The organism is Streptomyces sp. NPDC006365, from assembly GCF_042870755.1.
GTDB classification, from domain to species: Bacteria; Actinomycetota; Actinomycetes; order Streptomycetales; family Streptomycetaceae; genus Streptomyces; species Streptomyces xiangluensis.
This window is the reverse complement of record NZ_JBIAHS010000004.1, coordinates 420,418-445,377: the sequence shown is the minus strand read 5'-3', so window position 1 is coordinate 445,377 and position 24,960 is coordinate 420,418. Positions and strand designations below refer to the sequence as shown.

Sequence of the window (24,960 nt, the reverse complement as noted above, 5' to 3'; positions counted from 1 at the left end):
GGATCGCCCCCTACTCGAGCGGATCGGCCGGAGGTCCTGAAGCCTTGTCCGCCTCAGGTTGTAGGAGTGGCGCTACCTCCACCTCCTGGAGGTGGAGGTCACAGCCCGCACCCCTGAGGGTCCACCCCTGAGAGACCCCTCCCACAGGAGTAGTACAGGGCAGCGCCGTGCGGTTCCGTAGGAGTACGGAACGCTCAAGGACTCGGCAGTGGGGAGTAACCCCCGCGGGAATCGCCCCGTTTTCAGCCTCCGTCATCCGCCCCGAGGATCAGTCCGGACGTAGGAACCCCCGTGCCCGCCGTGACCAGCACCCGGCGGGCGCCGGATATCTGGTTCACGGACGTCCCACGCAGCTGTCGTACCGCTTCCGCCACGCCGTTCATTCCGTGCAGGTACGCCTCCCCGAGCTGTCCCCCGTGTGTGTTGAGCGGCAGCCGCCCCTCAGCGACAAAGTCCGCCGCCTCACCCGGCTTGCAGAACCCGAACTCCTCCAACTGCATCAGCACGAACGGCGTGAAGTGGTCGTACAGAATCCCCACATCCATCTCGGCCGCCGTCAGTCCGGATGTACGCCACAACTGCCTCGCCACCACCCCCATCTCCGGCAGCCCCGTCAGATCGTCCCGGTAGAAGCTGGTCATCTGCTCCTGTCTCCGGCCGGCGCCCTGGGCCGCCGCCGTGATCACCGCCGGCGGATGCGGCAGGTCTTGCGCCCGCTCCACGGAGGTGACGACCAGGGCCTGTCCGCCGTCGGTCTCCTGGCAGCAGTCCAGCAACCGCAGCGGCTCGACGATCCAGCGCGAGGCGGCATGGTCGGCGAGCGTGATCGGTCTGCCGTGGAAGTACGCCGCCGGGTTGGTCGCCGCATACTTCCTGTCCACGACCGCGACCTGCCCGAACGCCTCTGACGTCAGCCCATACGTGTACAGATAACGCTGCGCCGCCATCGCCACCCAGGAGGCAGGTGTGAGCAGCCCGAACGGCAGGCCCCAGCCGAGTGCCGCGCCCTCGGCCGACGGCTCCCGTCGCTGCACCCCGGACCCGAATCTCCGCCCCGACCGCTCGTTGAACGCGCGGTAGCAGACCACGACTTCGGCCACCCCCGTCGCCACCGCGAGCGCGGCCTGCTGAACGGTCGCGCAGGCCGCCCCGCCGCCGTAGTGGATTCGTGAGAAGAAGGACAGCTCCCCCATACCGGCGGCTTGGGCAACCGTGATCTCCGGGCTGGTGTCCATCGTGAACGTCACCATCCCGTCCACATCGGCCGCCGTGAGCCCCGCGTCGTCGAGCGCGGCCCGCACCGCCTCCACCGCCAGCCGCAGCTCACTGCGCCCCGAGTCCTTGGAAAACTCGGTGGCCCCGATCCCCACGACCGCCGCCCGTCCACCGAGCGTGTCCCTCGTCCGTACGCTCATGACCGGCCCACCCCGTCCGCACCGCCTGGGACCGTCACGGTCACCGTCCCCGTGACGTGCTTGCGTATGCCGTTGGCCCCGACCACCCTCACTGTGACCGTCTTGCCCGCGGCATCGTCGCCCTCGACCTCCGTGACCTCGTCGACCGTGCCGGTCAACGCCATCGTGTCGCCGGGGTAGTTGGGCACCCCCAGTCTGATCGCCACTCGGCGGAGAACCGCCGTGGGACCGAAGTGGTCCGTGATGTAGCGGCCGACCAGACCATTGGTCGTCAGGATGTTCATGAAGATGTCCGGCGAGCCCTTCTGCCGTGCGAGCTCCGCGTCGTGGTGCACATCCTGGTAGTCGCGCGACGCGATGGCCCCGGCGACGATGAGCGTACGGGTGATCTCGATCTCCAGCGGCGGCAGCTCATAACCGACACAAACCATCTGCCCGACACCGGCGCTCATGCCTCCACCGCCCCCGTTCCCTCTCCCTCGCCCTCTCCGTGCACGATCAACTCCCCCAGCTCCTGGAGAACTTCGCTCCCGCATCCCAGATACGCGTCCAGTTGCCGCCCCCACAGAAAGTGCCGGTGCACAGGATGGTCGAGGTCGGCCCCCATGCCGCCGTGCAGATGCTGGCCCGTGTGCACCACGCGCTGCCCCGCCTCCGAGGCCCACCACGCGGCGGTCAGCGCATGACTGGCGTACTCCAGCCTCTCGTCACGTCGCCAGGCCGCCTCGTACGCCGTGACCCGTATCGCCTCGGTGTCCATGTACGCATCCGCTGCCCGGAGTTGGACCCCCTGCTTGGCCGCGAGCGGCCGCCCGAACTGCTCGCGGGTGTTGGTGTGCTCCACCGCCCGAGCCAGCGAACCCGCGCACACCCCGGCCTGCAGCCCCGCGAAGGCGGTACGCGCGGTGGCGAGCACGTCGTCGTACGGCCTGCCCTCGTTCGCCCCGTCCCGGCGCACCCGGCTCTCGTACGCCCCCTCGCCGAGCCGCTCCGCCGGCGTGCCGTCCAGCGTCAGCCGCCCCGCAGACCAGGGCGCCGTCAGCTCGACGGGAGTGCACTCGGCGTCTGTGCTCCGCACCAGCCACAGTCGGCGCTTGTCGTCCACGACCAGGACATGCGTGGCGTCGCGGAGCCACGGCACTGCGGCGACGGTGCCGCTCAGCTCCCCGGGCCTTTCCTCCCGTACAGCCGCTTCGCACAGCGCCCCGCTCACCACCGCTGTCCCGTCCCCGATGCCCGGCAACAGCCGTTCCCGCTGCTCCGCCGAACCATGTGCCGACACCGCCAACAGCCCGTACACACAGCTCGCCGCGAACGGCACCTGGGCCGTCGTCCGCCCCTGTTCCTCCAACAGGAGCACCAGCCCGAGGAGCCCTATCTCCTCCACGGCGGCCACGAGCCCGGCCTCGCACAGCGCCTTCCACAGCTCGGCATCACTGCCCGTCCCGGCGGCGGCGAGCCGCTCGGGTGTGGACAGGTCGCCAAAGATCCGCGCGGCCAGCTCACGGGCCGCCGCCTGCTCCTGTGTGGGTGTGAAGTCCATGTCAGCCCTCACTCCCCTCGACGGCTCCGACAGGACGGAAGACCGGCAGCTCCAACTCTTCGTCCGCCCGCTCGTATTCGAGGCGTACCGGCATCCCGATCCGCACCTCGTCGTGCGGCACTCCCACCACGTTGCTGATCATCCGCACGCCCTCTGCGAGTTCGATCAGCCCGACCGCATGGGGAGAATCGAAGGCCGGGAAGGGCGGGTGGTGCATCACGACGTACGAGTACACGATCCCCTCCCCGCTCGCCTCGACCGTGTCCCAATCCAGTGACCCGCACTCGTTGCACCCCGGCAGCCAGGGAAAGCGCAGGGTCTCGCACCCGTCGCAGCGCTGGATCAGCAACCGGTGCCGGGCCACGCCCTCCCAGAAACCGGCGTTGTCACGGTTGACGACAGGACGGGGACGCCGGGGCCGTGACACCGTCGAGGCATCCGAAGCCGCCGCCTCGGTCGCCGGTGACGCATCTTCCGGAGCCCTTGGTTTCCGGATCGCAGGTGCGTATTTGAAGATCCGGAAGTGATGTGTCCCCGCCGGCTGGCCCCCTGCCCGTACATCCATTCGCGTCGTGACGAAATACCCCGTGCCCAGCTTGGTCGTCTTGCGCGCGGAGACCGATTCGACCACCGAGTCGAAGGTGATCTCGTCTCCCGGCCGCAGCGGGCGCAGATACTCCTGCTCGCAGTCGGTGGCGACCACGGAGGTGTAACCGGCGTCGTCGAGCAGACCGAGCAGTTCGTCGTACGCCTTCGACCTGCCCTGATGCCCGGACAGTCCGCCCATGGTCCACGCCTGGAGCATGGTCGGCGGCGCTATGGCATTCGGCCCCGCATACGCCGGGTTTCTGTCGCCCACCGCCTCGCACCAGTGCCGGATCATCGGCTCGTTGACCGGGTCCTTGCCCACGCCCGCTACCGCTGCCGCCCGTCCCTCGTACGCCTTCAGCCGTGCGTCGAGGTCCCCGCCGGACTCCTCGCTCACCGCCGCCCCCTCGTCATCCCGAGCCGCATCGTCGCCACGATCTCCCGCTGCACCTCGCTCACCCCGCCCCCGAACGTGTTGATCTGCGCCGCTCTGTTCATCCGCTCCAGCTCGCCGTCCCCGAACACGCCCGGCGAACCCGAGCGGATCAGCCCGTCCGCTCCCACAATTTCCTGACACATTCGATACACCGCGACCGTCGATTCGGTTCCCGCGAATTTCACGCCGCTCGCATCGCCGGGAGCCAGCCGGCCGGCCCCGACATCCCCCGCCAAACGCCAGTTGAGCAGGCGCGATGCCGCCAGCCGCGCATGTGCCTCGGCCAGTCTCGATCGCACCCACGGCTCGTCAACCCTGCGCCGCCCGGTCACCGGATCGGGCGTACGGGCCGCGGTCAGTGCGGCGGCGTAGAAGTCCTCGGCCTGCATGCCGATCGCCGCGAGCGCGACCCGCTCGTGGTTGAGCTGGTTGGTGATGAGGCCCCAGCCGCCGTTCTCCTCGCCGACGAGATTGCCCGCCGGAACGCGGATCCCGTCGTAGTACGTGGCCGTCGTGGTCAGCCCGCCCACCGTCTCGATCGGCGTCCATGAGAAACCGGGGGCGTCGGTGGGCACGAGCAGGATCGAGATGCCCTGGTGCTTGGGCGCGTCCGGGTCGGTGCGGCAGGCGAGCCAGATCCAGTCGGCGTTCTGCGCGTTGGAGGTGAAGACCTTCTGCCCGTCGACGATCCAGTCCCCGCCGTCGCGCACGGCGCGCGTCCGCAGCGAAGCGAGGTCGGTCCCGGCCGACGGCTCCGAGTACCCGATCGCGAACACGACGTCGCCGCGCAGAATCCGAGGCAGGAAGAAGTCCTTCTGCTCCTCGGTCCCGTACTTCATCAGCGTCGGCCCGACCGTGTTCAGCGTGACCATGGAGACGGGTGCGCCCGCCCGGTAGGCCTCGTCGAAGAACACGAACTGCTCATCGGCACCGCGCCCCTGACCTCCGTACGCCACCGGCCAGCCCAGCCCCAGCCAGCCGTCGGCACCGATGCGCCGAAGAAGCGCCCGCTGCCGATCCGAATCGGTGGCGCGGGGCGGCCCGTCAGGCATCAGGTCCCGGAAGTACGTACGGAGTTCGGCGCGCAGCCGTCGCTGGCGCTCGGTGGAGGCGAGGTGCACGACGACGGCCCTCCCGGACCTCGTACGAACAAGGATTTCTGACTGTCCGTCAGATCCTGGGGACTGTCAAGGTCATCGGAAACACCCCGTCGAAACCGAGGCCCAACCGCCTCTACGGGGCCACCCCCTCTTCCTTTTTTCGAACACCCGTACGAACATGGAGTCATGGCCACCATCGACCGGCAGGCCACGACGCTGGCCCTTGCACACGCGCTGTCAGCCGCCGAGCGCGGACTGGCCGTCATCCCACTGTCCCGAACCAAGCTCCCGGCGCTGCGCTCCCCGCACCGCGACGACCCGACAGCGCCGCCCTGCCACGGGGAGTGCGGTCGCTTCGGGCACGGTGTGTACGACGCCTCGACCGAACCGGAACGCATTCGCGAGCTCTTCGCCGCCGCCCCCTGGGCCACCGGCTACGGCATCGCCTGCGGTCTTGAGCCACACCACCTCATCGGCATCGACCTCGACACCAAATCGGGCACCGACTCCTCGGCGGCGCTGCGCGAACTCGCCCTGCGCCACCTGTTCACGATCCCGGAGACGGTCGTCGTCCTGACCCCCAGCGGCGGCCGCCACCTGTGGCTGTCCGGCCCACCCGACGTCGTCGTCCCCAACTCGGCGGGCCGTCTCGCCCCCGGCATCGACATCCGCGGCGCCGGCGGCTACCTCGTCGGCCCCGGCTCGCGCTCCGCGCACGGCGTCTACCGCACGGCTCCTGGTACTTCCCACCTGGCGCCCGCACCCTGTCCACGCGCCCTCCTGCGCCTGCTCACACCCCCGCCCAGGACGCACCACCCCACACCCTCCTCCTCAGCCTCAGCGGGCGGGCACGGCCAGGGCCTGGTCCAGTTCGTCGCCACCGCCCATGAGGGCCAACGCAACACCCGCCTCTTCTGGGCGGCCTGCCGGGCGTACGAGAACGGCATCGGCGACGAACTCGTCGAACCGCTGGTGGACGCGGCGCTCCAGGTGGGCCTTTCGGAACGGGAGGCAAGGTCGACGGTGGGGTCGGCCCGGAGGCTGGTGGGTGGCCGACAGGGGTGAGGGAGGGGCGGGGGGCTCCCGAAGGTGCACGCAGAAGGGTGTCCCTCCCAGAGAGACACCCCTTCAGGCCTCCGGCCGCTGAGCGGTACAGCAGCGAAGTACATTGAGAATCCGCCGACCTCATATCGATGTCGTGCTCAGGTCTCGCCAAGGGCCGGCCGGTGAGGCACCACGACAACTTGGTATTGATCTTCGTAGATGATCGTTCCAGGATCCGACGACTCAGCTCGCGCGCAGCCAACACCGTGTGCTGCAAGGATCTCCAGGTACCCATCCACGCGCTTGATGAGGTCGACAGATGAAATCTTGAACCACGCGACAGCGCCGGGGTTCAGATGAGGGTCATAGACGGTCGGGTCGGTTTCTGACGGGTTGATGTAGTTGGCGTCATACCAGTCGTTGTTGGTCCGCCGAAATCGCTCCTGCTCCTCAGACAGTCTGCCCTCACGAGCCAGACCGTTGACGAGGGCGAAGACCCCGGGGAAATGACCCCGCTCGCTTCGAGTGGTCCCCTGGAACCGCACGTACAACGCTTCCTGCAACAGAATGCCTCCACCTCAGACAGTCACCGGTGCGTCGGATCATCCCGTCGGCGTGCCCCTCGCGTGCCCGAACGAGAGGGAAACCGCGGGGAACAGCGGTCGTTCACGGACACCGGCAACGACGAAGGCCCCCGACTGACTTAGCTGGTCGGGGACCGTTCATCTGCGGTGGGTGTGGGATTTGAACCCACGGTGACATCGCTGCCACGACGGTTTTCAAGACCGTTCCCTTAGGCCGCTCGGGCAACCCACCCCGCGCCGACCAGAGATCGGCGCGGGATCAAGACTAACGGGTCAGCCGGCGTGGCGGGTCAGCTGTCGCCCTCCCGTTGGCCGAGGGTGACCTCGGTCGTGTTGGTCTTGCCGTCGCGGGTGTACGTGAGCGTGACGGTGTCGCCGGGCTGGTGGGTCCAGATCTCGCCGATCAGTGCGGGGCCGCTGTCGATCGCCGTGTCGTCGATCTTGGTGATGACGTCGCCCGGCTTGAGACCGGCCTTGTCGGCGGGGCCGTCCTGCTCGACCGGGTCCGCGCCGCCCGCGCCCTCCTCGGTGATCCTCGCGCCTCCGGTGCCCTCCTCGAGGGAGACCGATGCGCCGATCACCGGGTAGACCGGCTGGCCGGTCCTGATCAGCTGCTGGGCGACGTTCTTCGCCTGGTTGATCGGGATCGCGAAGCCCAGGCCGATGGAGCCGGACTGACCGGTGCCGCCCAGGCCGTTGCTCGCGGACTGGATGGCCGAGTTGATGCCGATCACCGAGCCCTTCGCGTCCAGGAGCGGACCGCCGGAGTTGCCCGGGTTGATCGAGGCGTCGGTCTGCAGGGCGCTCATGTACGAGGCCTTGCCGCTGGAGCTGCCGTCGCTGGAGGCCACCGGGCGGTTCTTGGCGCTGATGATGCCCGTGGTCACCGTGTTGGACAGACCGAAGGGCGCGCCGATCGCGATCGTGGAGTCGCCGACGGCCACCTTCTCGGAGTTGCCGATCGGCAGCGGCTTGAGGTCCGCGGGCGCGTCGTTGAGCTTGATGACCGCGACGTCGTAGCCCTGCGCGTTGCCGACCACCTCGGCGTCGTACTTCTTGCCGTTGGGGAAGGTCGCGGAGAGCTTGCCGCCGTCGACCGCCTCCGCCACCACGTGGTTGTTGGTGAGGATGTGGCCCTGCTTGTCGAAGACGAAGCCTGTGCCCGTGCCGCCCTCGCCGCTGCCGCTCTCCGACTCGATGGTGACGGTGCTGGGCAGCGCCTCGTTGGCGATGGCCGCGACCGTGCCCGCGTCGCGTTTGAAATCGCCGCCGCTCTGGGAGGCGGACACCGTAGTCGAGCCCGTGGAGGAGTCGTTGCTGTCGGCCGCCCAGTAGCCGATGCCGCCGCCCACACCGCCCGCGACGAGCGCGGCCACGAGGACCGCGGCGATCAGGCCGCCACGGCCGCCTCCGGACTTGGGCGCGGGCTGCTGGTACGCGGATCCCCAGCCGGCTCCCGAGCCGCCGCTCGCATACGCGGGCGTGGCCGGCGGAGGCGGAGGGGGCCAGGCGCCCGGCTCCGCACCGGGGGCGGCACTTGTGCCGTCGGGCGTTCCGGAGGGCACAGGCGGCAGCACGGCCGTCGGATCGCCCTCCTGAGATTCCGGATGGGGCCCCGGCCGCGGTGGAGCCCCGTGCTCCGGATGCCTGGAAGCAGCGGGAGCGTCCACCGGCACAGGAGGGGCGGACGGGGCGGGGGGTACCGCGTTGCCCTCGTTGTTGCCCTCGTTCTCGGTGCTCACAGCTCTTCCTCTCGATCCACCACTGCTGTTTCTTCCGGTCGCGCTCGGTATCGCTCACTCATACGTGCTCATACGGGAACGCGATCCGGCGCGATTCAGCTGTGCAGGTAACTTCCTTGTATGCCGTCAGCTTTTCCCACGGGACGTCAGGGCGCCATAAGCGGTGCCTGTGGGTCCGGGACCTTCCTTTGTACCTGAGGGCCCGGACTTCCTTCCCTTACATGGGACCAGTCCGACATAACCACCGCAGCTCCTGGGTCGCCACCTTCAGCGCGTACCCACGCGCGTGGGCAGCATGACGCAGCCACGCGCGCGCGGTGGCACCATGACGCGGTGACCCACGCACGACAGCACCTGATTCAGGTGATCGCCCATCGCGGCGCCTCCGAAGAAGCCCCGGAGCACACCCTGGCCGCGTACGAGAAGGCGATCGAGGACGGGGCGGACGCCCTGGAGTGCGATGTACGGCTGACCGCGGACGGCCATCTCGTCTGTGTCCACGACCGCCGCATCAATCGCACCTCCAACGGCCGCGGCGCCGTCTCCGCCCTGGAGCTCGCCGACCTCGCCGCCCTGGACTTCGGCTCCTGGAAGAACCGAGACGAGGCGCCCGACTGGGAGCAGCAGCGGCCGCCGTCCTGGGAGCAGCAGTCCGTCCTGACACTCGAGCGCCTCCTTGAGCTCGTCGCCGACGCCGGCCGCCCCGTGGAGTTGGCCATCGAGACGAAACACCCCACGCGCTGGGCGGGCCAGGTCGAGGAGCGTCTGCTGTACCTCCTGAAGCGCTTCGGCCTGGACGCCCCGGCCTCCGCCGCCGAATCGCCCGTACGCGTCATGAGCTTCTCGGCGCGCTCGCTGCACCGCGTACGGGCGGCTTCCCCGACGCTGCCGACGGTCTATCTGCTCCAGTTCCTCTCGCCCCGGCTGCGCGACGGACGCCTGCCCGTGGGTGTCCGGACCGCGGGCCCGTCCATGCGGATCGTGCGGAACCACCCGCCGTACATCGAGCGCCTGAAGCGGGCCGGACACCAAGTTCACGTATGGACCGTGAACGAACCCGAAGACGTCGACCTCTGCGTCGAGCTGGGTGTCGACGCCATCATCACCAACCGCCCGCGCGCGGTACTGCGCCAACTGGGCCGTTGACCTGCGAGGTCCGCGGGACTCGGCCAGACCGTCGAAATCCGGCCACGCCATTACGGGGAGTGCTCCGGCGCGTTCGGTCCGTGTTCGAGAGTTACGAGTGCGTCACTGCATGTGCATTGGCCGGTTTCCGGTCCAGTCCAGGGGGGCATCCACACCGTGGCGTGGGGCGAAGGAGGTCTCGGGGGTGGCGTTGGTGGTGGCACAGGAGGTGCCCACGTCGTCGAGCATGGCCGTACCCCATGGCCCTGCGGGCGTGGGGGAAGCAAGACAGCGGATGCGCGATCAGTTGCGCACCGGTGGCGTGGCGGAAGCGGTCATCGACGATGCCGTACTGATCCTTTCTGAACTGTTGAGCAACGCATGCCGGCACGGCCGGCCGCTGGGTGACGCGCTGGCGGGGGACGGGGATGTCCGGGCCGCATGGCGGGTGGACCCGGGCGGACGGCTGACCGTCGAGGTGACGGACGGCGGTGGTCCGACCCGCCCGGTTCCGGCCACGCCCTCGGTCACCGCACACGGCGGCCGTGGGCTGAACATCATCACCGCGCTGGCCGACGACTGGGGCGTCAGGGACGACGTCCAGGGCGAGGTCACGGTGTGGGTGGTCGTCCAGAAGGACGCACATGACGCACACACGGAGCGCCGGCGCAACGACTTCGCGGCGCGCATCACGGCTCCGGCGGTGTCGGCGATACCCGACCTGGACTTCGGGGACGCATTCGACGACTTGGGCTGAGGCGCCGGTCTGGCCGAAGCAGGTGTCGACTGAAACACCGGTTACGGGACGACTCGACAGGCCGGCAGGTTGTCCACAGGTTCCCGTCGGTCCTCGTACGAGCGACTAGGCTCGCGCCCGTACGAGACAAGCCGTAACCGGGAGAAACCCACGATGGCCAAGAAGCGATCCCAGACGAAGGCCAGGCAGCCGCAGCAGCAGGACGGCGACATCCCGGTTGTGGGAGCCCGTGAGCCCTGCCCCTGTGGCAGTGGCCGCCGCTACAAGGCGTGTCACGGGCGGAGCGCGTCGCATGCCGTGACCGAGCTGGTGCAGCGCCCGTTCGAGGGGTTGCCGGGCGAGTGCGACTGGGTCGCGTTGCGCGAGCTGGTGCCCGCAGCCACGGTCGAGCTGACGCTCAAGGGGTCCCTACCGGAGGGTGTTCCTTCGGTCACGCTCGCGACCGTTCTGCCGATGGCGTGGCCCGCGCTGCGCCGCGACGACGGCTCCGTGATGATCGGCCTCCAGAACGACACCTTTTCCGGCGACATCAGCCGCGACCTCGCCGACACCCTGCAGCGAGCGCTGACCGCCGAGCCCGGCACCCCGGTCCAGGGCAGGCGCGCCCCGGCGGACGGGCCGCGGCTGCAGGATCTCCTCGACCCCAAGGGCGCGTTCGATCCCGTGGTGCATTCGGGCTTCGAGTTCTGGGTCCCGGACTCGGAGAACGCGACCCCGGACGTGACCGCGTCCCTGGAGCGCGCCAACGCCGCCGCCATCCCGACAGTGAAGCTGTCGGGCGTCGACGCCGCGTACTGGTGCGAGACCCCGGACAAGAACCATCTGCGCTGGGTCATGCCGCACGCCGAGGAGCAGCTTTTGGACGCGCTCGCGCGGCTGCACGCGGCCGGCCGGTCGAGCCTCGGGGAGGGCACCCGTCTCGTGGGTTCCTTCCGAGCGCACGGCCTCACGGTGCCGGTCTGGGATCTGCCGACCGGTGTCACCGCGGAGGACATCGAGAAGCCGGCCACCGAATTCGCCGAGCGGCTCGCCGCCGCAATGGCCACCGAAGCACCGCTCACCACGGACGAGCGCCGGGCGCGTGGCGGCCTCACCAACCGCCAGGTCACGCTGAGTTGACGCCAGTTCGACACCCCGTCTGCGGCTGACCGACCGGTCAGCGCCAGGGATCTCGCGGAACCGGTGACTCCTGTCACAACCCCCTGTCGCGGCAGGAAGTTCGGTGTCCGAATAGCCGAGATCGAATTTGCGAACCGCCGATCTCTTGTTACCGTTCAATAGCCCGGTTGCTGGTGCATCCCCCGTCGCCAGCAACCGGGTCTTTCTGTTTCCGGATCCTGGCCCGTCCTCTGCAAGCGCCCCAACCCGCCCTCCCCACAGGCGAGTTGGCCCCTACGCAGCCGAGTCGCTCCCCGAGCGCAGCAACAGAGGTCCCTCGGCACTTGCCGCGAATTCCACGACCGCCGCGTACGCCCGCGTGTCCCCCACCGTGCGCTCCCGAGGCGTCTCGCACGCCCCCGGCTCGTCGTCCGCGCCCACCGCGCAGTGCATCCGGACGGTACGGCTGCCGGGTGCCATGAGGGTCAGTACGGCGGCAAGGTCGTCGCCGGTCGCGTTGCGGTAGTACGTACGCGCCCAGGTGTCCCGTCCCCGGGTCAGCACGCAGGTCTGCGCCTCGATGCCGTCGGGGGAGGCGAGTTCGGGCCCGCAGCGGGAGGTGCTGGCGGGATCCAGGCCGAGCCACTGCGGACTCTCGGCGGGGCCGCTGCGTGATGCGGCCGCCTTGCCGTCGACGTGTTCGGATGTACGTACGTTTGCGGGACTCTCCTTACCCGCAGGCCCGGCGGAGGCCACGGCCAGCGGCAGCGTGGCCGCGAGCGCGACGACGCCCGTCAGCGCCGGCAGACGAACTTTTCGGAAGCCCGGGGGTCGCCCTCCGGAGAAACGCAGCATGAAAGGGACGATAACGACCAAGAGGGGCGCTCGGTTCGCCGCGCGCCCGATTCCCCTACAACTCGGGTGCGCTCACACCCGGACGAGTGAGAGCCTCCACCACGGCGTCCACGACGGCCTCCACATCGGGCACCCAAGGCGCCGCCGAGCCGGGCAGCGGCGCCCGCTCCCAGCGGATCTGGCCCTGTCCGGTCTCGGACGGGGGAAGCGCGAGATAGCCGCCCTCTCCGTGGAAGCGCAGTGAGCCGGGCACGAAGTCCTTCGCGTACAGCAACTCACCCAGCTGCTCGAAGGAGTACGGCTTCACGAGCAGCGCCCAGCGCGTGGGGGAAGCGATCACCGGGCCGAGTCGCATGCCCATGTGGTCGAGCGCCCCGAGCGCGCGAGAGGCGGCGAGCGTCGGCAGGCTCACCGCGCAGGGTGCCTGGCCGCCGGTGGCGAGGACGATCGGCGCCGTGGGGCGGTTCGTCCACCACCAGCGCACCATGCGCTGGTCGGTGGTCGCCGCGAGGAGAGCGGGGTCGAAGGGGTGAGCACCTGGAACTGTGCATTCCGGATCTGGGCACCCGCAGCGGGCCCGCCCCTGCGGGTCCGGCGCGACGCCGGGGAGTACGGGCCACTGCCATGCGGTCGCGAATGTCAGGGCCGCGCCGAGCATCTCAGGCCTTCCATTGTTTCGCCTGGAAAGGAGCCTGCGTCGCCTTCCGAGGATCTCGCGCATGAGCGCTCGTTCCTTTCCGTTGCACGCCTGGCAACACCGAGGACCACATCACATCATGTGTCGATCACTTCACTGTGCGTACCTACTGGCGCATCACACCCCTGTCCAGGACAAGGGGAACCCCTATGGGTCAAGCCTTGAGTGCGTCCGCGTCCATACTGCGCCTATCAACAGCATGGGCATGGCGTGGGGGTGGCGGCGCCTGGCGATTACTGTCGCGCGTATTGCTTGCCGCCTCCGCCACGGGAGGATGGGGCACGGTCGTCGGTGGTTAAGACGCCCGGGTCCGTCGCCAGGTTCCGGGACGATCCCAACCACCCCTGGCCTTCACCGAGTACGTACCCATCACGACCGCTGTGACGCTCCGTCGAACAAGGCCAGTCGACCGCAATACACCGTAACCCGAGGCAGTTTTAAGCCAACTTTGCTTTTCTCAAGCTCCCCATAGGACACCAGGAATCCCAGCAGGACAATGCTGGACATCCCCTCACGAGTACGTGTACATGTGGAGACACTGCTAGCGGCGCAGAATGACATGGGGGTTTGCGATGCTTTTGAGCAATACGCACCGGTCGGAAAGCCGGACGCCATGAACGCCCCTCACCTTCCGAAAGTGGCCGGAATCGATTCAACTGTTCCGGGACCCACACACACTGTCGCGCCCGCGCCTGCCGCCCCGGGTACCTCTTCGGCCCCTGCTCCAAACCCCCCAGGAGCCGTTCTCCAGGACCGTCTCGCCGGCTGGGTGTCCGATCTCACGACGCTGCACGAGCTGACCGAGCGGATGGTTCGCACGGCATGCCTGAGTGACGCACTTCATGAACTAATGCGCGCGGGAGCCGCCCTCGTGGGTGCCCGGCGCGGACTCGTCGTCATGGAGCCGGGTGACGGCCTCGGCCCGGACGCGACCATCGGGCTGGGCCTCGCCCGCGCCGATCTCGGTCACATCGAGACGGTCCCGCGCAGCTGTATGTCGTACGGAAAGATCCTGGACGGACTGCCTGGTGGCGAGGGCGAGATCGCACAGCCCGATCTGCTCTCCGAGGACGGGCTCGATCCTCGTCACCGCGAGGTGGCCGCCCGGCTCGGCTATGCCGCGAGCTACGCGCTCCCACTGTCCACCGAGACGGCGGGCCGCCTTGGCGCCGCCGTCTGGCTGTACGACGAGCCCGCCGAGCCGGCCGAGCGGCAGCGGCACCTCGTGGGTCTGTACGCCCGGTCCGCGGCCGAGCACCTGGCCCGGCTGGTCGAACTGGAACGCACGCGCGCGTGCATGACGACGATCACCGAGGAGCTGCTGCCCTCTCGGCTGCCCCGGGTCTTCGGCGTCCAGCTCGCCGCCCGGCATCGCACCGGCCCGCGTGGCGGCGGCGACTGGTTCGACGCGCTGCCCCTGCCGGACGCCGCACTCGGTCTCGCGGTCGGGTCCGTCACGGGGTCGGGGCCCAGCGCGGTGGCCGCCATGGGACGGCTGAGGGCGTCCCTGCGGGCGTACGCCGTGATGGAGGGCGAGGACCCCGTCGCCGTCCTGTCCGATCTGGAACTGCTGCTCAGGTTGACCGAGCCCGCCCGTAGCGCCACCGCCCTGTTCGCGTACTGCGAGCCCGCCTCGCGCAAGATCACGATGGCCGGTGCCGGGCACTGCCCGCCGCTGGTGATCGGTGAGCGGCGCACGGAGTTCGTGGAGACGTCGCTGTCGGCGCCGCTGGGCATGCTCGCCTGCTGGGAGGCGCCGAGCGTGGAGTTCCGGGCGGCGCCAGGAGAGACGGTTCTGCTGTACACGGACGGTCTGCTGCAGCGCACCGGCGACCCCACGGACCGGGCCTTCGCGCGACTGCACGCGGCGGCGGCAAGCGTGCCCAGGGCGCTGCGTGCGGATCCGGGGGCGCTCGCTGACCATGTGCTGCGGACGGTGCTGCCGCAGGAGCTCGACGCAGCCGACGGACGGGAGGACGTCGTGCTGCTGGCGGCACGCTTCGAGTGAGTGCCCGTAGGCCACGCAAAAGGACTTCCGACCCGCTGGGCCCCCTCCCGTACGACCGTACGATGGAGGGGGTCCAGTGCCGTATCTAGGAGGATGATCGTGGCCGAAGAGCTCACTCCGGAGACTGGGGACGAGTCCGAAGAGCCGATCAAGCAGCGCAAGAACGGTCTGTACCCCGGCGTGTCCGACGAACTCGCCGAGAACATGAAGTCCGGCTGGGCCGACACCGAGCTGCACGGCCTGGAGCCCATTGCCCAGGCCGAGTACACCGCCGCCCGCCGCGCCGCGCTTTCAGCGCGCTTCCCGGGCGAGCGGCTGGTCATTCCCGCGGGCAACCTGAAGACGCGCTCGAACGACACGGAGTACCCCTTCCGCGCCTCCGTCGAGTACGCGTATCTCACCGGCAACCTCACCGAGGACGGCGTCCTGGTCCTGGAGCCCAAGGGTGACGGCCACAAGGCGACGATCTACCTGCTGCCGCGCTCGGACCGGGAGAACGGCGAGTTCTGGCTCTCCGGGCACGGCGAGCTCTGGGTCGGCCGCCGCCACTCCCTGGCCGAGGCCGGGCAGCTGTACGGCATCCCCGCCGCCGACGTCCGCGAGCTGCCCGACAAGCTGCGCGAGGCGGCCGGACCGGTCCGTGTCGTACGCAGCTACGACGCCGGGATCGAGGCGGCGCTCACCGACAAGGTGACCGCCGAGCGCGACGAGGAGCTGCGGGTCTTCCTCTCCGAGGCACGGCTGGTCAAGGACGCGTTCGAGGCCGGCGAGCTGCAAAAGGCCGTCGACTCGACCGTGCGCGGCTTCGAGGACGTCGTACGGGTCCTCGACAAGGCCGAGGCGACCAGCGAGCGCTACATCGAGGGCACTTTCTTCCTGCGCGCGCGGGTCGAGGGCAACGACATCGGTTACGGATCCATCTGCGCGGCCGGCGCGCACGCCTGCACGCTGCACTGGGTGCGCAACGACGGTCCCGTCCGCTCCGGGGACCTGCTGCTGCTGGACGCGGGCGTGGAGACCCATACGCTCTACACGGCCGACGTGACGCGCACGCTGCCGATCAACGGGACGTACAGCGAGATCCAGAGGAAGATCTACGACGCCGTGTACGAAGCCCAGGAGGCCGGTATCGCGGCAGTGAAGCCGGGCGCCAAGTATCGCGACTTCCACGACGCCGCGCAGCGCGTGTTGACCGGGAAGCTCGTCGAGTGGGGCCTGGTCGAAGGGCCCGTGGAGCGCGTGCTGGAGCTAGGACTGCAGCGCCGCTGGACGCTGCACGGAACCGGTCACATGCTCGGCTTGGACGTCCACGACTGCGCAGCGGCGCGGACGGAGACGTACGTGGACGGCACGCTGGAGCCGGGCATGTGCCTGACGGTCGAGCCGGGCCTGTACTTCCAGGCGGACGACCTGACCGTGCCCGAGGAGTACCGCGGCATCGGTGTCCGCATCGAGGACGACATGCTGGTCACCGAGGACGGCAACAAGAACCTCTCGGCGGGGCTCCCGCGCCGCTCCGACGAGGTCGAGGCGTGGATGGCCTCCCTGAAGGGCTGACTTTTCCCGAGTACCGCACGAGTACGTCACGCGGGGCCGAAATGGCCTCCCGATAAGGGCTGATACGAGAGTGATGGCCGGGTGCCCTTCTGGGTACCCGGCCTTTTGGTGTGCCTAGGGGGCGGCTTTGGTGAACGACTTCTGGTCGGGCGTCGGTGTTGATCTGCATCTGCAGCCGGACGCGTGGGCAGGGCGCCGGGCGGGTCTCGAGCGGGCTCTGCGGGATGCCGTACGCGACGGACGGCTTGCTCCGGGGACGCGGCTGCCCGCGACCCGGCGGCTGGCGGCCGAACTGGGCGTCTCGCGGGGGACCGCGAAGGCGGCGTACGACCAGCTGGTCGCCGAGGGCTATCTGACGGCTCGGCAGGGTTCGGGGACCGAGGTGGCGGCGCTGCCCACGACGTCCCTGGACGCGTCCGGGAACGGTGCACGCGCGCGTGCGCCCCGTTTTGATCTGCGGCCCGGCAGTCCGGACGTCGGTACGTTCCCGGCGGCGGCCTGGCTGCGGGCGTTGCGGCGGGCCATCGCGGCGGCGCCCTCCATGGCCTACGAATACGGAGATCCGCGCGGCCGCATCGAGCTGCGGACCGCCTTGTCGGGGTATCTGGGGCGGGCGCGCGGGGTGATCGCGCCGCCCGAGCGGATCGTGATCACGTCCGGTTACGTTCAGGGGCTCGCGCTCCTCACGCGCGTGCTGGGGCCGGGGGTGATCGCCATGGAGGACCCCGGGCTGCCCTTCCACCGGGACGTGGTGCGGTACAACGGCGGATCCGTAGCCCCTGTGAGCGTCGACGAACGGGGCGCCCGCGCCGAGGAGTTGGGCGACGCGGCAGCAGCCGTCGTCACGCCCGCGCACCAGTACCCGACCGGAGTAACGCTTCAACCGGAGCGGCGGCGGGCGCTGACGAACTGGGCACGCGCGCGTGGAGGGCTGATCGTCGAGGACGACTACGACGGGGAGTTCCGCTACGACAGACAGCCCGTGGGCGCACTCCAGGGGATGGCACCGGGACAGGTCGTCTACTTGGGGACGGCCTCCAAGACGCTCGGGCCCGCGCTGCGGCTCGGCTGGATGGTGCTGCCGCCGCACTTGGTCGACGCCGTCGCCGACGCCAAACTGCACAGCGATCATCACACCGAGTCCATCGGCCAGTTGGCGCTCGCCGAGCTGATCACCAGCCACGCCTACGACCGGCACATACGCGCCTGCCGACTGCGGTACCGGCGGCGGAGGGATCAGCTGCTGGACCGGCTGGGGGCGCGTCGGAATGTGCGCGGGATCGCGGCCGGGCTGCACGCGCTGGTGGACGTGGCGGACGAGGGCGCGGTACACGCACGGGCCGCCGAGGAGGGGCTCGCGGTGGGGTGCCTCGGGGAGCACTGGCACGGGGCGCGTGAGGGGCGGCCACAAGGGTTGGTGGTCGGGTACGGGACGCCTCGGGAGCGGGTCTATCCGGAGGCCTTGGAGGTGTTGGGGCGGGTGCTGGGGAGTTGAGGCGGGGCACGCACGTGCTGGAAGGCTGAGGCGGCGGGCATGCGAGTTCTGGAGGGCTGAGCCGGGGTACGCGGTCACTGGAAATTGGGTCACGAAGTATCAACGTGATTGGTTCTGTTGAGGGATCCACTGCGTCCATAGCGTTGTCCCCATGACCAACTCGCTTCTCCCGCCCGCGGGCCCGCAGCGCGTCCTGGCCCTGGCCCAGTTGAGCAACTCCGTCGGAGACGGTGCCTTCTACGTCACCTCCGCCCTGTACTTCACCCACGTCGTCGGACTCGCCCCCGCGCGCGTGGGCCTCGGGCTCACCATCGCGTGGGCGGCCGGGTCACTGGCGGGCGTGCCCCTGGGGCGGCTCGCCGACCGGCGCGGGCCCCGTGGTGCGGCGGTGCTGCTGGCGCTGGGGACCGGCCTCGCGGTGGCTTCCTTCCTCGTCGTACGCGGCTTTGTGCCATTCGTGCTCGCGGCGTGCGGCTACGCGGCGGCGCAGTCGGGGCTCGCGGCGGCCCGGCAGGCGCTGCTGGCCGGGGTGGTGTCCCGGGAGGAGCGGACCGGGCTGCTTGCACATCTCCAGTCGACGCTCAACGCAGGCCTGGCGATGGGGGCGGGGCTCGGCGGGCTCGCGCTGCATGTGGGGACCAGGGAGGCCTACCTCGCGGTGTTCGCGCTGGACGCGGTGAGCTTCCTGCTGTGCGCGGGGGTGCTGCTCCGGCTGCCGGTCGTGAAGCCCGTGCACGCGCGCGTGGGTGCCGATCAGGGCCGCGGACAGGGCGAACGGGGCGACGCTCTCGGAGTGCTGCGCGACCGCCCATACGCGCTCGTCACGCTGCTCAACACCGTGCTGCTGCTGCGAATGCCGCTGCTCAGCCTCGGCATCCCACTGTGGATCGCGGAGCGGACCGACGCCCCGGCCTGGCTGGTCTCCGCACTGTTCGTGCTCAACACCGGTGCTGTGATGCTCTTCCAGGTGCGGATGGCACGCGGGGTGACGGGCCTCGCGTCGGCCACGCGGGCGGTGCGGCGTTCGGGGCTGGTGATGTTGGGGTCGTGCGCGGTGTTCGCTCTGTCGGCCGGCGTCTCGACCTGGGTGGCGGTGGGCGTGCTGGTCGCGGGCGCGGTGCTTCAAGTCGTTGCCGAGATGCAGCAGTCGGCGGGTTCCTGGCAGCTCTCCTTCGATCTCGCCCCGGCCGACAGGATCGGCGAGTACCAGGGCTTCTTCGGTACGGGCGTAACCGTGGCGCGCACGGCGGGCCCGCTGGTGCTGACGGCACTGCTCGTTGGGTGGGGGACGCCGGGCTGGCTGGTCCTCGGCGGACTCATGCTGGCGGCTTCGTACGGGATGGGGCCCGCGGCGAGGTGGGCAGCCGGAAGACGGGCCACCGCACCGCAGGTCAGGCAACCCGTGACGGTGAACTGACCCCCACTGGAAGGAGGTCCCCCGCTCATGGGAGGTCTTCCCGCTTGAGCGGAGTCGAGAGTGAGGGAGAAGCCGAGAGTGGGGAAGAGTCCAGGAACAGGGCCCCGGCGAGCAGCCCGCTGCTTCCGCGGGGGCTCCACGCACGCGCGTGGAGGTCGTCGTCGAAGGCGGCGAGGGCCGCGCGGCCGGCCTCCGTGGACGTACCGCCCGCTTCCAGGACGCCACGAGCGCCCGCCTGGACGTGCCGCAGGCCGTGCGGACCCGCCGTGTACAGCAACTCCGTGTCCTGAAGGGTGGACATGACGGTGAGCAGGGCGTCGAGGCGGGCGTACTGCTCGGGAGCGCCCGCCGAGCGGGCCGTTGCCAGCGCGTCCAACGCCCGCCGTACGTGCGGGAACCCGGCCCGGGCCTCGCCTCGCGCCCCAGGAGCCCCGTACTTCGCCGAGACCGAGGAGCCGCGGGAGGGGCGTCGCGGCGCTTTCCGGTCGGGGTGTGCCGTGAGCAGCTTGGCGGTCGCGGCGAGGTCCCGGCCGGTGGCCCGGGGATCCAGGGCGGCCGCGGCGACCAGCAGGCCGAGCACCCACAGCGCCCCTCGGTGGCCGCCGCCCGCGAGCCCCACCGAGTGCTCGGTGGACCGCCCGATCGCGCCCAGTTCGGCGCGGAGTCCGGGCGTCGCCGAGCCGGTGCGGCGGGCGGCGGCCGCCATTGCCGCGAGACCGGGGGCCAGCGCCTTGGCCGACCAGCGCAGGGAGTTGTGGTCCTGTCCGGTGGCGCAGGCGCCGAGATCGCGTGGGTCGGGCAGTCCGGGCTTGGGGGCCAGCGCGAGTTGTCCGGTCAGGGCGGTCACGGCGGCCTGCGCCAGCGTTTCGTCCGGGGAGTTGCTCATCGACGTAAGCCTTTGCGTGAGCGTTTACGAGGAGGTGGCGGAGGACGCCGAAGCGCTCGGGGCGTCGCTGGGTACGTCACCCGGAGGCGTACCGCCGCCACCCTCGCCACCGCCTGCGCCGGTGTTCTCGGCGTCCGGGTCGATGCCCAGCGTGATGTACCCCTTGTAGCCCTTGGAGGCGTCCTTCTTGTGCACGGGCTCCAGGATGAGCAGGCCGCTGGACGCGCCACCTCCGTCGTACACCATGTCGTCGAGCCCGGTGTAGCTGCCGGAGTGCTGGGTGTACGGCTCCAGCTTGACGATCTGCTGGGCGATGTCGTCATCGAAGAAGAGCTGGCCGGTGAAGTTGACCGTGCCGCCCTCGTAGGTGCCGTCCTCCTTCTCACCGCCAGTGTGCACCTTGACGTGGATGTGGCAGGTACGCGGGGTGTACCAGCCGGGGAAGATCGTCTCGAACTTGACGACCCCGTTGGCATTCGCGATCTGGTAGCCGCGCAGATACGTCTTGTCGTTGGCGTTCGAGCCGTCCTCGCTCTCGGCGGGCGCGGAGCCGCCGGTGTTGGCGGTCGTGTAGCCGGAGTAGTAGCCCCAGGCGTCGCAGTGCCAGATCTCCACCGCCGCGCCGGCGACCGGGGCGCAGGACTCGGTGGTGTTCTGGACTGTGATGCGGAGGGTGAGCGGGACGCCGCTCTCACCCTCGGTGATGTCCTGTGGTTTCCCGTCATGCGCGGAAACCTAGGGAGGGCAGCCGTCAGAGAGCTGATGGGCTGCTGTGAGGACCCTGAGAGCCGCACGTTCCGGTACATCGGCTGGATGCAGCCGGTTCCGAGCGCGTGGTGCGGGTCAACCCGCACTTCTGGATCGACGAGTACAACTGGTACGACGGGACCACGAACAACGGCCATGACAAATGCGGAACAACAGCAGCAAGCGAGACATCGTGGACTGCGACTCATGGGTGAGCCGGGGTGCTGTTTCACGTGAAACAGCACCCCGGCTCACCTACAGCAGCGCTACACCGCCACCAGCGGAGTGTCCTTCCTCCACTTGAGGATCTTGTCGAAGCTGACCACCGCGCCGCCTCGCCCCGGCTTGTTGGCGATCTGGACGTGGTCGGCGAGCTCCTCGATCAGGCACAGGCCCCGGCCGTGCTCGGCGTCGCTGGGCGCGGGACGGAGAGGGGGGCGCCTGCGTCCGGAGGGAAAGCCTGGGCCGGAATCGGTCACTTCGATGCGGCACTTCTCCCCATCGAGATAGGCGGTGACCCGGAAGGCCTCGGCGGACTGCCCTTCGGGGGATTCGCCACCATGCTCGACGGCATTGGCGCAGGCTTCGCTCAGGGCGACGGAGAGGTCGTACGAGATATCCGGATCCACCCCTGCTGTCTCCATCGTGCCAATCAGGAGACGTCGGGCGAGCGGGACGCTCGCGGCTTCGCGCCGGAGATGGAGGGACCACCAGATGCTCATGCTCCAGCCTCCTGGCCGCGGCTCGACATACCGTTACGTATTGCCCCAAGGGGCGGACTGTAAGCGCGAGATTGACGTGACGCCGCCCATACGGCGGATGTTCCGCCGGCTGCGATCGGTGTAGATGCGGGCGCCTCCCGCCAGAACGTGACCTTCCGGGCCGTACGGAACCTTGCGGACCTGCCGTATGGAGCGGGTGGGCCCAGTGCGATGATGAGCCCGCAATGAGTGCCCCCCGACTACGTGCACGCACCGGAGGTGATCTCCGGGTTCCGAAGGCCGCGATGTTCGCCGCGGTCTGCGTCGTGCTGGCCGGGGCCGGGCACGCGGTCGCCTCCTGCGAGGGCGTTCCGCTGTGGTCGCTGGGGACCGGATTTCTCGCTGTCTTCGCCGTCGCGGCGCCGCTCGCCGGGCGTGAGCGCTCGCTGCCGGGCATCGCCGCGCTGCTGGCGGTCGCACAGACCGTGCTGCACACCCTCTTCGGGCTCGGGCAACACGCCACGGCTGTGGAGCCCGGGAGCGTGGACGCCTCGCTCGTGGCGCGGGCCGCGCGACTCGTGTGCGGCACGTCCGTCGCGGCGATCAGCCCGGCGCAGGCCCAGCGGATCCTCAGCAACGCGGGAATCGACCCGGGGACAGGTACAGGGGCGGGTGCGGCCGGCGCGGGGCACCTGGCGCACCAACACTCCGCGGAGGCCGTCACGGCCGCCGGGGACTCCTCGATGTCGGCGCTGCCCTCCCTGCCCATGCTGCTCGGCCACGTTCTCGCGGGCGTCGCCGCCGGGTGGCTGCTGCGCCACGGGGACCTCGCGCTGCGGCGCCTGATGCAGCTGTCGGCGCACGGCGAGGGGCCGGTCCGCGCGCTGCGCCGGGCACTCGCGCTCGTACGGGTCCTGCTGGCGGGACTTCCGAGTCCGCCCGAGGCGGCGATGTGCGCACTGCGCGCCACGCAGCCCGGGCCGCCGGTCCCTCGTGCGACCGTTCTCCAGCACTCGGTGATCAGACGCGGGCCGCCGTCGGACGCGGACCTCCTCCTCGCCGCCTGACGCGACGCACCACCACTCCTAGGGGTGCCGTCATGCGGCACGCGCGCCTGCCCGTCTTTTCGCACGCGCAACCCCGTTCTTTCAACGAACCACTGCTGAAAGTGGAGTGCTCCCTGCCATGAAGGCCCCCCATATCGCCGCCGCCGGTGTACTCGCCGCATCGGCCGTCCTCGTTCTGTCCGCCCCCGCCTTCGCGCACGTCACCGTGAATCCGGAGGGAACGGCCGCCAAGGGCGGATACGCGACGGTCAACTTCAAGGTGCCGAACGAGCGCGACAACGCCTCGACCACCAAGCTCGAAGTGAACTTCCCGACCGAGCACCCGCTCGCCTCGGTCATGCCGGCGCCCGTCGACGGCTGGAAGATCGAGGTCACCAAGTCCAAGCTCGCCAAGCCCGTCGAACTGCACGGCGAGAAGATCGACGAGGCCGTCAGCAAGGTCACCTGGACCGCCGACGGCAAGGGCATCGAGCCCGGCTACTTCCAGAAGTTCCCGCTGTCCATCGGTGCACTGCCCGAGAACACCGACGAGCTGGTGTTCAAGGCGCTCCAGACGTACTCCAACAAGGACGTCGTGCGCTGGATCGAGGTCCCGCAGGAGGGTCAGGAGGAGCCCGAGGCGCCGGCGCCGGTGCTCGCGCTGTCCGCCGCCGAGGACGGCCACCACGGCTCGGCCGCCTCCGACACCGAATCCGATGACGCCGCCGACGCTCAGGCGGCCGCCAACGAGTCGACCGAGCAGGCCTCCTCCCCCTCCGACACCAGCGACACCACGGCCCGCGTCCTGGGCATCGTGGGCATCGTCGTCGGCGTGGCGGGCGTCGCGTACGGCGTTCTGGCCGGCCGTCGGCGTTCCGAGGCCTGAGGACCAACACACCCCTGGTGCGTGCCCACGGGGTCGTACATCGCCGTACGACCCCGGTGTGGGCCGCAGCTCTCACATCTGGGACATTTTCCTATGCGCAAGAAGACGTTCGCCGCCGCCCTGGTCGCCGCGGTCGCACTGACCCTGACCGCCTGCGGCAGCAGCGACAACAGCAGCAGCTCGCCCGTGGCCGAGGTGTCCGCCGAGACCGGCTCAGAGAAGGCCGCGACGGTCCTCGACAAGCCGTTCGAGAAGCCGGACCTCGTCCTCACCGACACCCAGGGCAAGTCGTACGACCTCCGCAAGGAGACCAAGGGGCAGCCGACGCTGATCTACTTCGGCTACACCAACTGCCCCGACGTCTGCCCGCTGACGATGAACAACATCGCCGTCGCCAAGAAGCAGCTGCCCAAGGCCGAGCAGGACAAGCTCCGCATCGTGTTCGTCACCACCGACCCGGAACGGGACACGTCCTCGGAGCTCGGCAAGTGGCTCAAGGGCATCGACCCCGCTGTCGTCGGCCTCACCGGCTCCTTCTCCACGATCCAGGGTGGCGCCCGCCAGCTCGGCATCACCATAAACCCGTCCACGAAGGACAAGAGCGGCAAGGTCATCTCGGAGCACGGCACCCAGGTCGTCGCGTTCTCGCCGAAGACCGATGCGGGCTACGTGCTGTACGGGGAGGACGCCACTGTCGACGACTACACCAAGGACCTCCCCAAGCTGATCAAGGGACAGACACCGTGAGGCGTCCTGTCGCACCGGCCGTCGTCGTAGCGGGCTGTCTGGCCCTCACGGGCTGCGGCGGCTCGGCCGACGGCGCCGACTCGGCCCCCGACCTGTCGGTCCGGTCCGCCTACATGCCTCAGCCCGTCACGGACTCCCTGGCGGCCGGATACCTGACCGTCGTCAACAAGAGCGACAGCTCCGACGACCTCGTCTCTGTCACCAGCGATATCGCCGAGGACGTCAGCGTCCATGAGACGTCCGGTCAGACGATGAAGGCGGCCGGCCCGCTCAAGATCCCCGCCGGCGGTCGGCTCGTCCTCGAAAGCGGCGGCAACCACCTGATGTTCGAGAAGCTGAAGCACAAGCCCAAGGAGGGCGAGACGGTGTCCGTGAAGCTGCGCTTCACCAAGACCGACCCGATCACGGTCGAGATGCCGGTGAAGTCAGCCACGTACCGGCCGACGTCCGCGCAGTCCTCGTCGACGTCGCACCACTGAGGGAGGG

General features: G+C 69.7%; 23 protein-coding genes, 1 tRNA gene and 1 pseudogene. 12 read left to right on the top strand and 13 right to left on the bottom strand.

From position 1 onward, the window contains the following. Window positions 1–242 precede the first annotated feature (242 nt). From ACFYO0_RS15255 to ACFYO0_RS15235, 5 genes are read right to left on the bottom strand one after another with little or no spacing between them, the layout of a single operon-like run. The gene (locus ACFYO0_RS15255; RefSeq protein ID WP_388675128.1) at window positions 243–1,415 is read right to left on the bottom strand and encodes a lipid-transfer protein; all 1,173 of its coding nucleotides are present in this window, start codon (window positions 1,413–1,415) and stop codon (window positions 243–245) included. Beyond that, the gene (locus tag ACFYO0_RS15250) at window positions 1,412–1,867 is read right to left on the bottom strand and encodes a MaoC/PaaZ C-terminal domain-containing protein (RefSeq protein WP_388675125.1); all 456 of its coding nucleotides are present in this window, start codon (window positions 1,865–1,867) and stop codon (window positions 1,412–1,414) included. The genes ACFYO0_RS15255 and ACFYO0_RS15250 overlap by 4 nt, the downstream gene beginning before the upstream one ends. Further along, a complete protein-coding gene (locus ACFYO0_RS15245) occupies window positions 1,864–2,958 on the bottom strand; it encodes an acyl-CoA dehydrogenase family protein (protein ID WP_388675122.1) in 1,095 nt (364 codons plus the stop codon). The genes ACFYO0_RS15250 and ACFYO0_RS15245 overlap by 4 nt, the downstream gene beginning before the upstream one ends. Window position 2,959: 1 nt before the next feature. Further along, entirely contained in the window at window positions 2,960–3,943 is a 984-nt protein-coding gene (locus tag ACFYO0_RS15240) for a bifunctional MaoC family dehydratase N-terminal/OB-fold nucleic acid binding domain-containing protein (RefSeq protein WP_388675119.1), read from the bottom strand. Then, a complete protein-coding gene (locus tag ACFYO0_RS15235; RefSeq protein ID WP_388675116.1) occupies window positions 3,940–5,103 on the bottom strand; it encodes an acyl-CoA dehydrogenase family protein in 1,164 nt (387 codons plus the stop codon). Before ACFYO0_RS15235 ends, ACFYO0_RS15240 begins: the two co-directional genes overlap by 4 nt. A gap of 165 nt (window positions 5,104–5,268) precedes the next feature. On the opposite strand from ACFYO0_RS15235, the gene ACFYO0_RS15230 reads away from it, so the two are divergent. Then, complete coding sequence (locus tag ACFYO0_RS15230) at window positions 5,269–6,147, top strand: bifunctional DNA primase/polymerase (protein WP_388675113.1); 879 nt, start codon at window positions 5,269–5,271, stop codon at window positions 6,145–6,147. Window positions 6,148–6,284: 137 nt separating this feature from the next. Here ACFYO0_RS15230 and ACFYO0_RS15225 read toward each other — a convergent pair whose 3' ends face one another. The 3 genes from ACFYO0_RS15225 to ACFYO0_RS15215 all read right to left on the bottom strand — a co-directional run bounded on the left by ACFYO0_RS15225 (window position 6,285) and on the right by ACFYO0_RS15215 (window position 8,452). Beyond that, a complete protein-coding gene (locus ACFYO0_RS15225) occupies window positions 6,285–6,689 on the bottom strand; it encodes a hypothetical protein (RefSeq protein ID WP_388675110.1) in 405 nt (134 codons plus the stop codon). 166 nt (window positions 6,690–6,855) lie between these two features. After that, window positions 6,856–6,942 (bottom strand) — tRNA-Ser (locus ACFYO0_RS15220). 58 nt (window positions 6,943–7,000) lie between these two features. Then, a complete protein-coding gene (locus ACFYO0_RS15215; RefSeq protein ID WP_388675107.1) occupies window positions 7,001–8,452 on the bottom strand; it encodes a S1C family serine protease in 1,452 nt (483 codons plus the stop codon). Window positions 8,453–8,785: 333 nt separating this feature from the next. Between ACFYO0_RS15215 and ACFYO0_RS15210 the strand changes: the two genes are divergently transcribed. The 3 genes from ACFYO0_RS15210 (at window position 8,786) to ACFYO0_RS15200 (ending at window position 11,453) form a co-directional block, all read left to right on the top strand. Next, window positions 8,786–9,598 carry a glycerophosphodiester phosphodiesterase gene (locus ACFYO0_RS15210; RefSeq protein WP_388675105.1) on the top strand — a complete coding sequence of 271 codons (813 nt, stop codon included), beginning with the start codon at window positions 8,786–8,788 and terminating at the stop codon, window positions 9,596–9,598. 184 nt (window positions 9,599–9,782) lie between these two features. After that, window positions 9,783–10,334 carry an ATP-binding protein gene (locus ACFYO0_RS15205; protein ID WP_388675102.1) on the top strand — a complete coding sequence of 184 codons (552 nt, stop codon included), beginning with the start codon at window positions 9,783–9,785 and terminating at the stop codon, window positions 10,332–10,334. A 153-nt stretch (window positions 10,335–10,487) separates the two neighbouring features. After that, window positions 10,488–11,453 (top strand): DUF5926 family protein, encoded by a 966-nt coding sequence (locus ACFYO0_RS15200; protein WP_388675099.1) that lies wholly within the window; start codon window positions 10,488–10,490, stop codon window positions 11,451–11,453. Between the two features lie 273 nt (window positions 11,454–11,726). Here the strand turns inward: ACFYO0_RS15200 and ACFYO0_RS15195 are convergent, their stop codons facing one another. Together ACFYO0_RS15195 and ACFYO0_RS15190 are read right to left on the bottom strand one after the other, a co-directional pair. Further along, window positions 11,727–12,287: a hypothetical protein gene (locus ACFYO0_RS15195; protein ID WP_388675096.1), complete on the bottom strand. Its 561-nt coding sequence runs from the start codon at window positions 12,285–12,287 to the stop codon at window positions 11,727–11,729. A gap of 55 nt (window positions 12,288–12,342) precedes the next feature. Continuing rightward, window positions 12,343–13,008, bottom strand: coding sequence for a bifunctional DNA primase/polymerase (locus ACFYO0_RS15190; protein ID WP_388675093.1), 666 nt, complete (start codon window positions 13,006–13,008; stop codon window positions 12,343–12,345). Window positions 13,009–13,480: 472 nt separating this feature from the next. Between ACFYO0_RS15190 and ACFYO0_RS15185 the strand changes: the two genes are divergently transcribed. The 4 genes from ACFYO0_RS15185 (at window position 13,481) to ACFYO0_RS15170 (ending at window position 19,461) form a co-directional block, all read left to right on the top strand. After that, the gene (locus ACFYO0_RS15185) at window positions 13,481–14,992 is read left to right on the top strand and encodes a PP2C family protein-serine/threonine phosphatase (protein ID WP_388675091.1); all 1,512 of its coding nucleotides are present in this window, start codon (window positions 13,481–13,483) and stop codon (window positions 14,990–14,992) included. Window positions 14,993–15,091: 99 nt separating this feature from the next. After that, entirely contained in the window at window positions 15,092–16,549 is a 1,458-nt protein-coding gene (locus tag ACFYO0_RS15180; RefSeq protein ID WP_388675088.1) for an aminopeptidase P family protein, read from the top strand. 130 nt (window positions 16,550–16,679) lie between these two features. Further along, entirely contained in the window at window positions 16,680–18,044 is a 1,365-nt protein-coding gene (locus tag ACFYO0_RS15175) for a PLP-dependent aminotransferase family protein (RefSeq protein ID WP_388675085.1), read from the top strand. A gap of 151 nt (window positions 18,045–18,195) precedes the next feature. Beyond that, window positions 18,196–19,461, top strand: coding sequence for an MFS transporter (locus ACFYO0_RS15170; RefSeq protein ID WP_388675082.1), 1,266 nt, complete (start codon window positions 18,196–18,198; stop codon window positions 19,459–19,461). A gap of 25 nt (window positions 19,462–19,486) precedes the next feature. On the opposite strand, the gene ACFYO0_RS15165 is transcribed toward ACFYO0_RS15170, so the two are convergent. The 3 genes and pseudogenes from ACFYO0_RS15165 to ACFYO0_RS15155 all read right to left on the bottom strand — a co-directional run bounded on the left by ACFYO0_RS15165 (window position 19,487) and on the right by ACFYO0_RS15155 (window position 21,816). Then, the gene (locus ACFYO0_RS15165; protein WP_388675080.1) at window positions 19,487–20,347 is read right to left on the bottom strand and encodes a triphosphoribosyl-dephospho-CoA synthase; all 861 of its coding nucleotides are present in this window, start codon (window positions 20,345–20,347) and stop codon (window positions 19,487–19,489) included. A 24-nt stretch (window positions 20,348–20,371) separates the two neighbouring features. After that, window positions 20,372–21,058, bottom strand: a pseudogene (locus ACFYO0_RS15160) (intradiol ring-cleavage dioxygenase); the annotation flags it as partial. 302 nt (window positions 21,059–21,360) lie between these two features. Continuing rightward, window positions 21,361–21,816: an ATP-binding protein gene (locus ACFYO0_RS15155; protein WP_388675077.1), complete on the bottom strand. Its 456-nt coding sequence runs from the start codon at window positions 21,814–21,816 to the stop codon at window positions 21,361–21,363. A 224-nt stretch (window positions 21,817–22,040) separates the two neighbouring features. Here ACFYO0_RS15155 and ACFYO0_RS15150 point away from each other — a divergent pair, with 224 nt between their 5' ends. From ACFYO0_RS15150 to ACFYO0_RS15135, 4 genes are all read left to right on the top strand, one after another. Next, window positions 22,041–22,862 carry a hypothetical protein gene (locus ACFYO0_RS15150; RefSeq protein ID WP_388675074.1) on the top strand — a complete coding sequence of 274 codons (822 nt, stop codon included), beginning with the start codon at window positions 22,041–22,043 and terminating at the stop codon, window positions 22,860–22,862. A gap of 118 nt (window positions 22,863–22,980) precedes the next feature. After that, window positions 22,981–23,727: a YcnI family protein gene (locus ACFYO0_RS15145; RefSeq protein WP_388675071.1), complete on the top strand. Its 747-nt coding sequence runs from the start codon at window positions 22,981–22,983 to the stop codon at window positions 23,725–23,727. Window positions 23,728–23,820: 93 nt separating this feature from the next. Further along, window positions 23,821–24,474, top strand: a complete 654-nt coding sequence (locus ACFYO0_RS15140; RefSeq protein ID WP_388675068.1) for an SCO family protein — start codon at window positions 23,821–23,823, stop codon at window positions 24,472–24,474. Beyond that, window positions 24,471–24,953, top strand: a complete 483-nt coding sequence (locus ACFYO0_RS15135) for a copper chaperone PCu(A)C (protein WP_388675065.1) — start codon at window positions 24,471–24,473, stop codon at window positions 24,951–24,953. Before ACFYO0_RS15140 ends, ACFYO0_RS15135 begins: the two co-directional genes overlap by 4 nt. Window positions 24,954–24,960 lie beyond the last annotated feature (7 nt).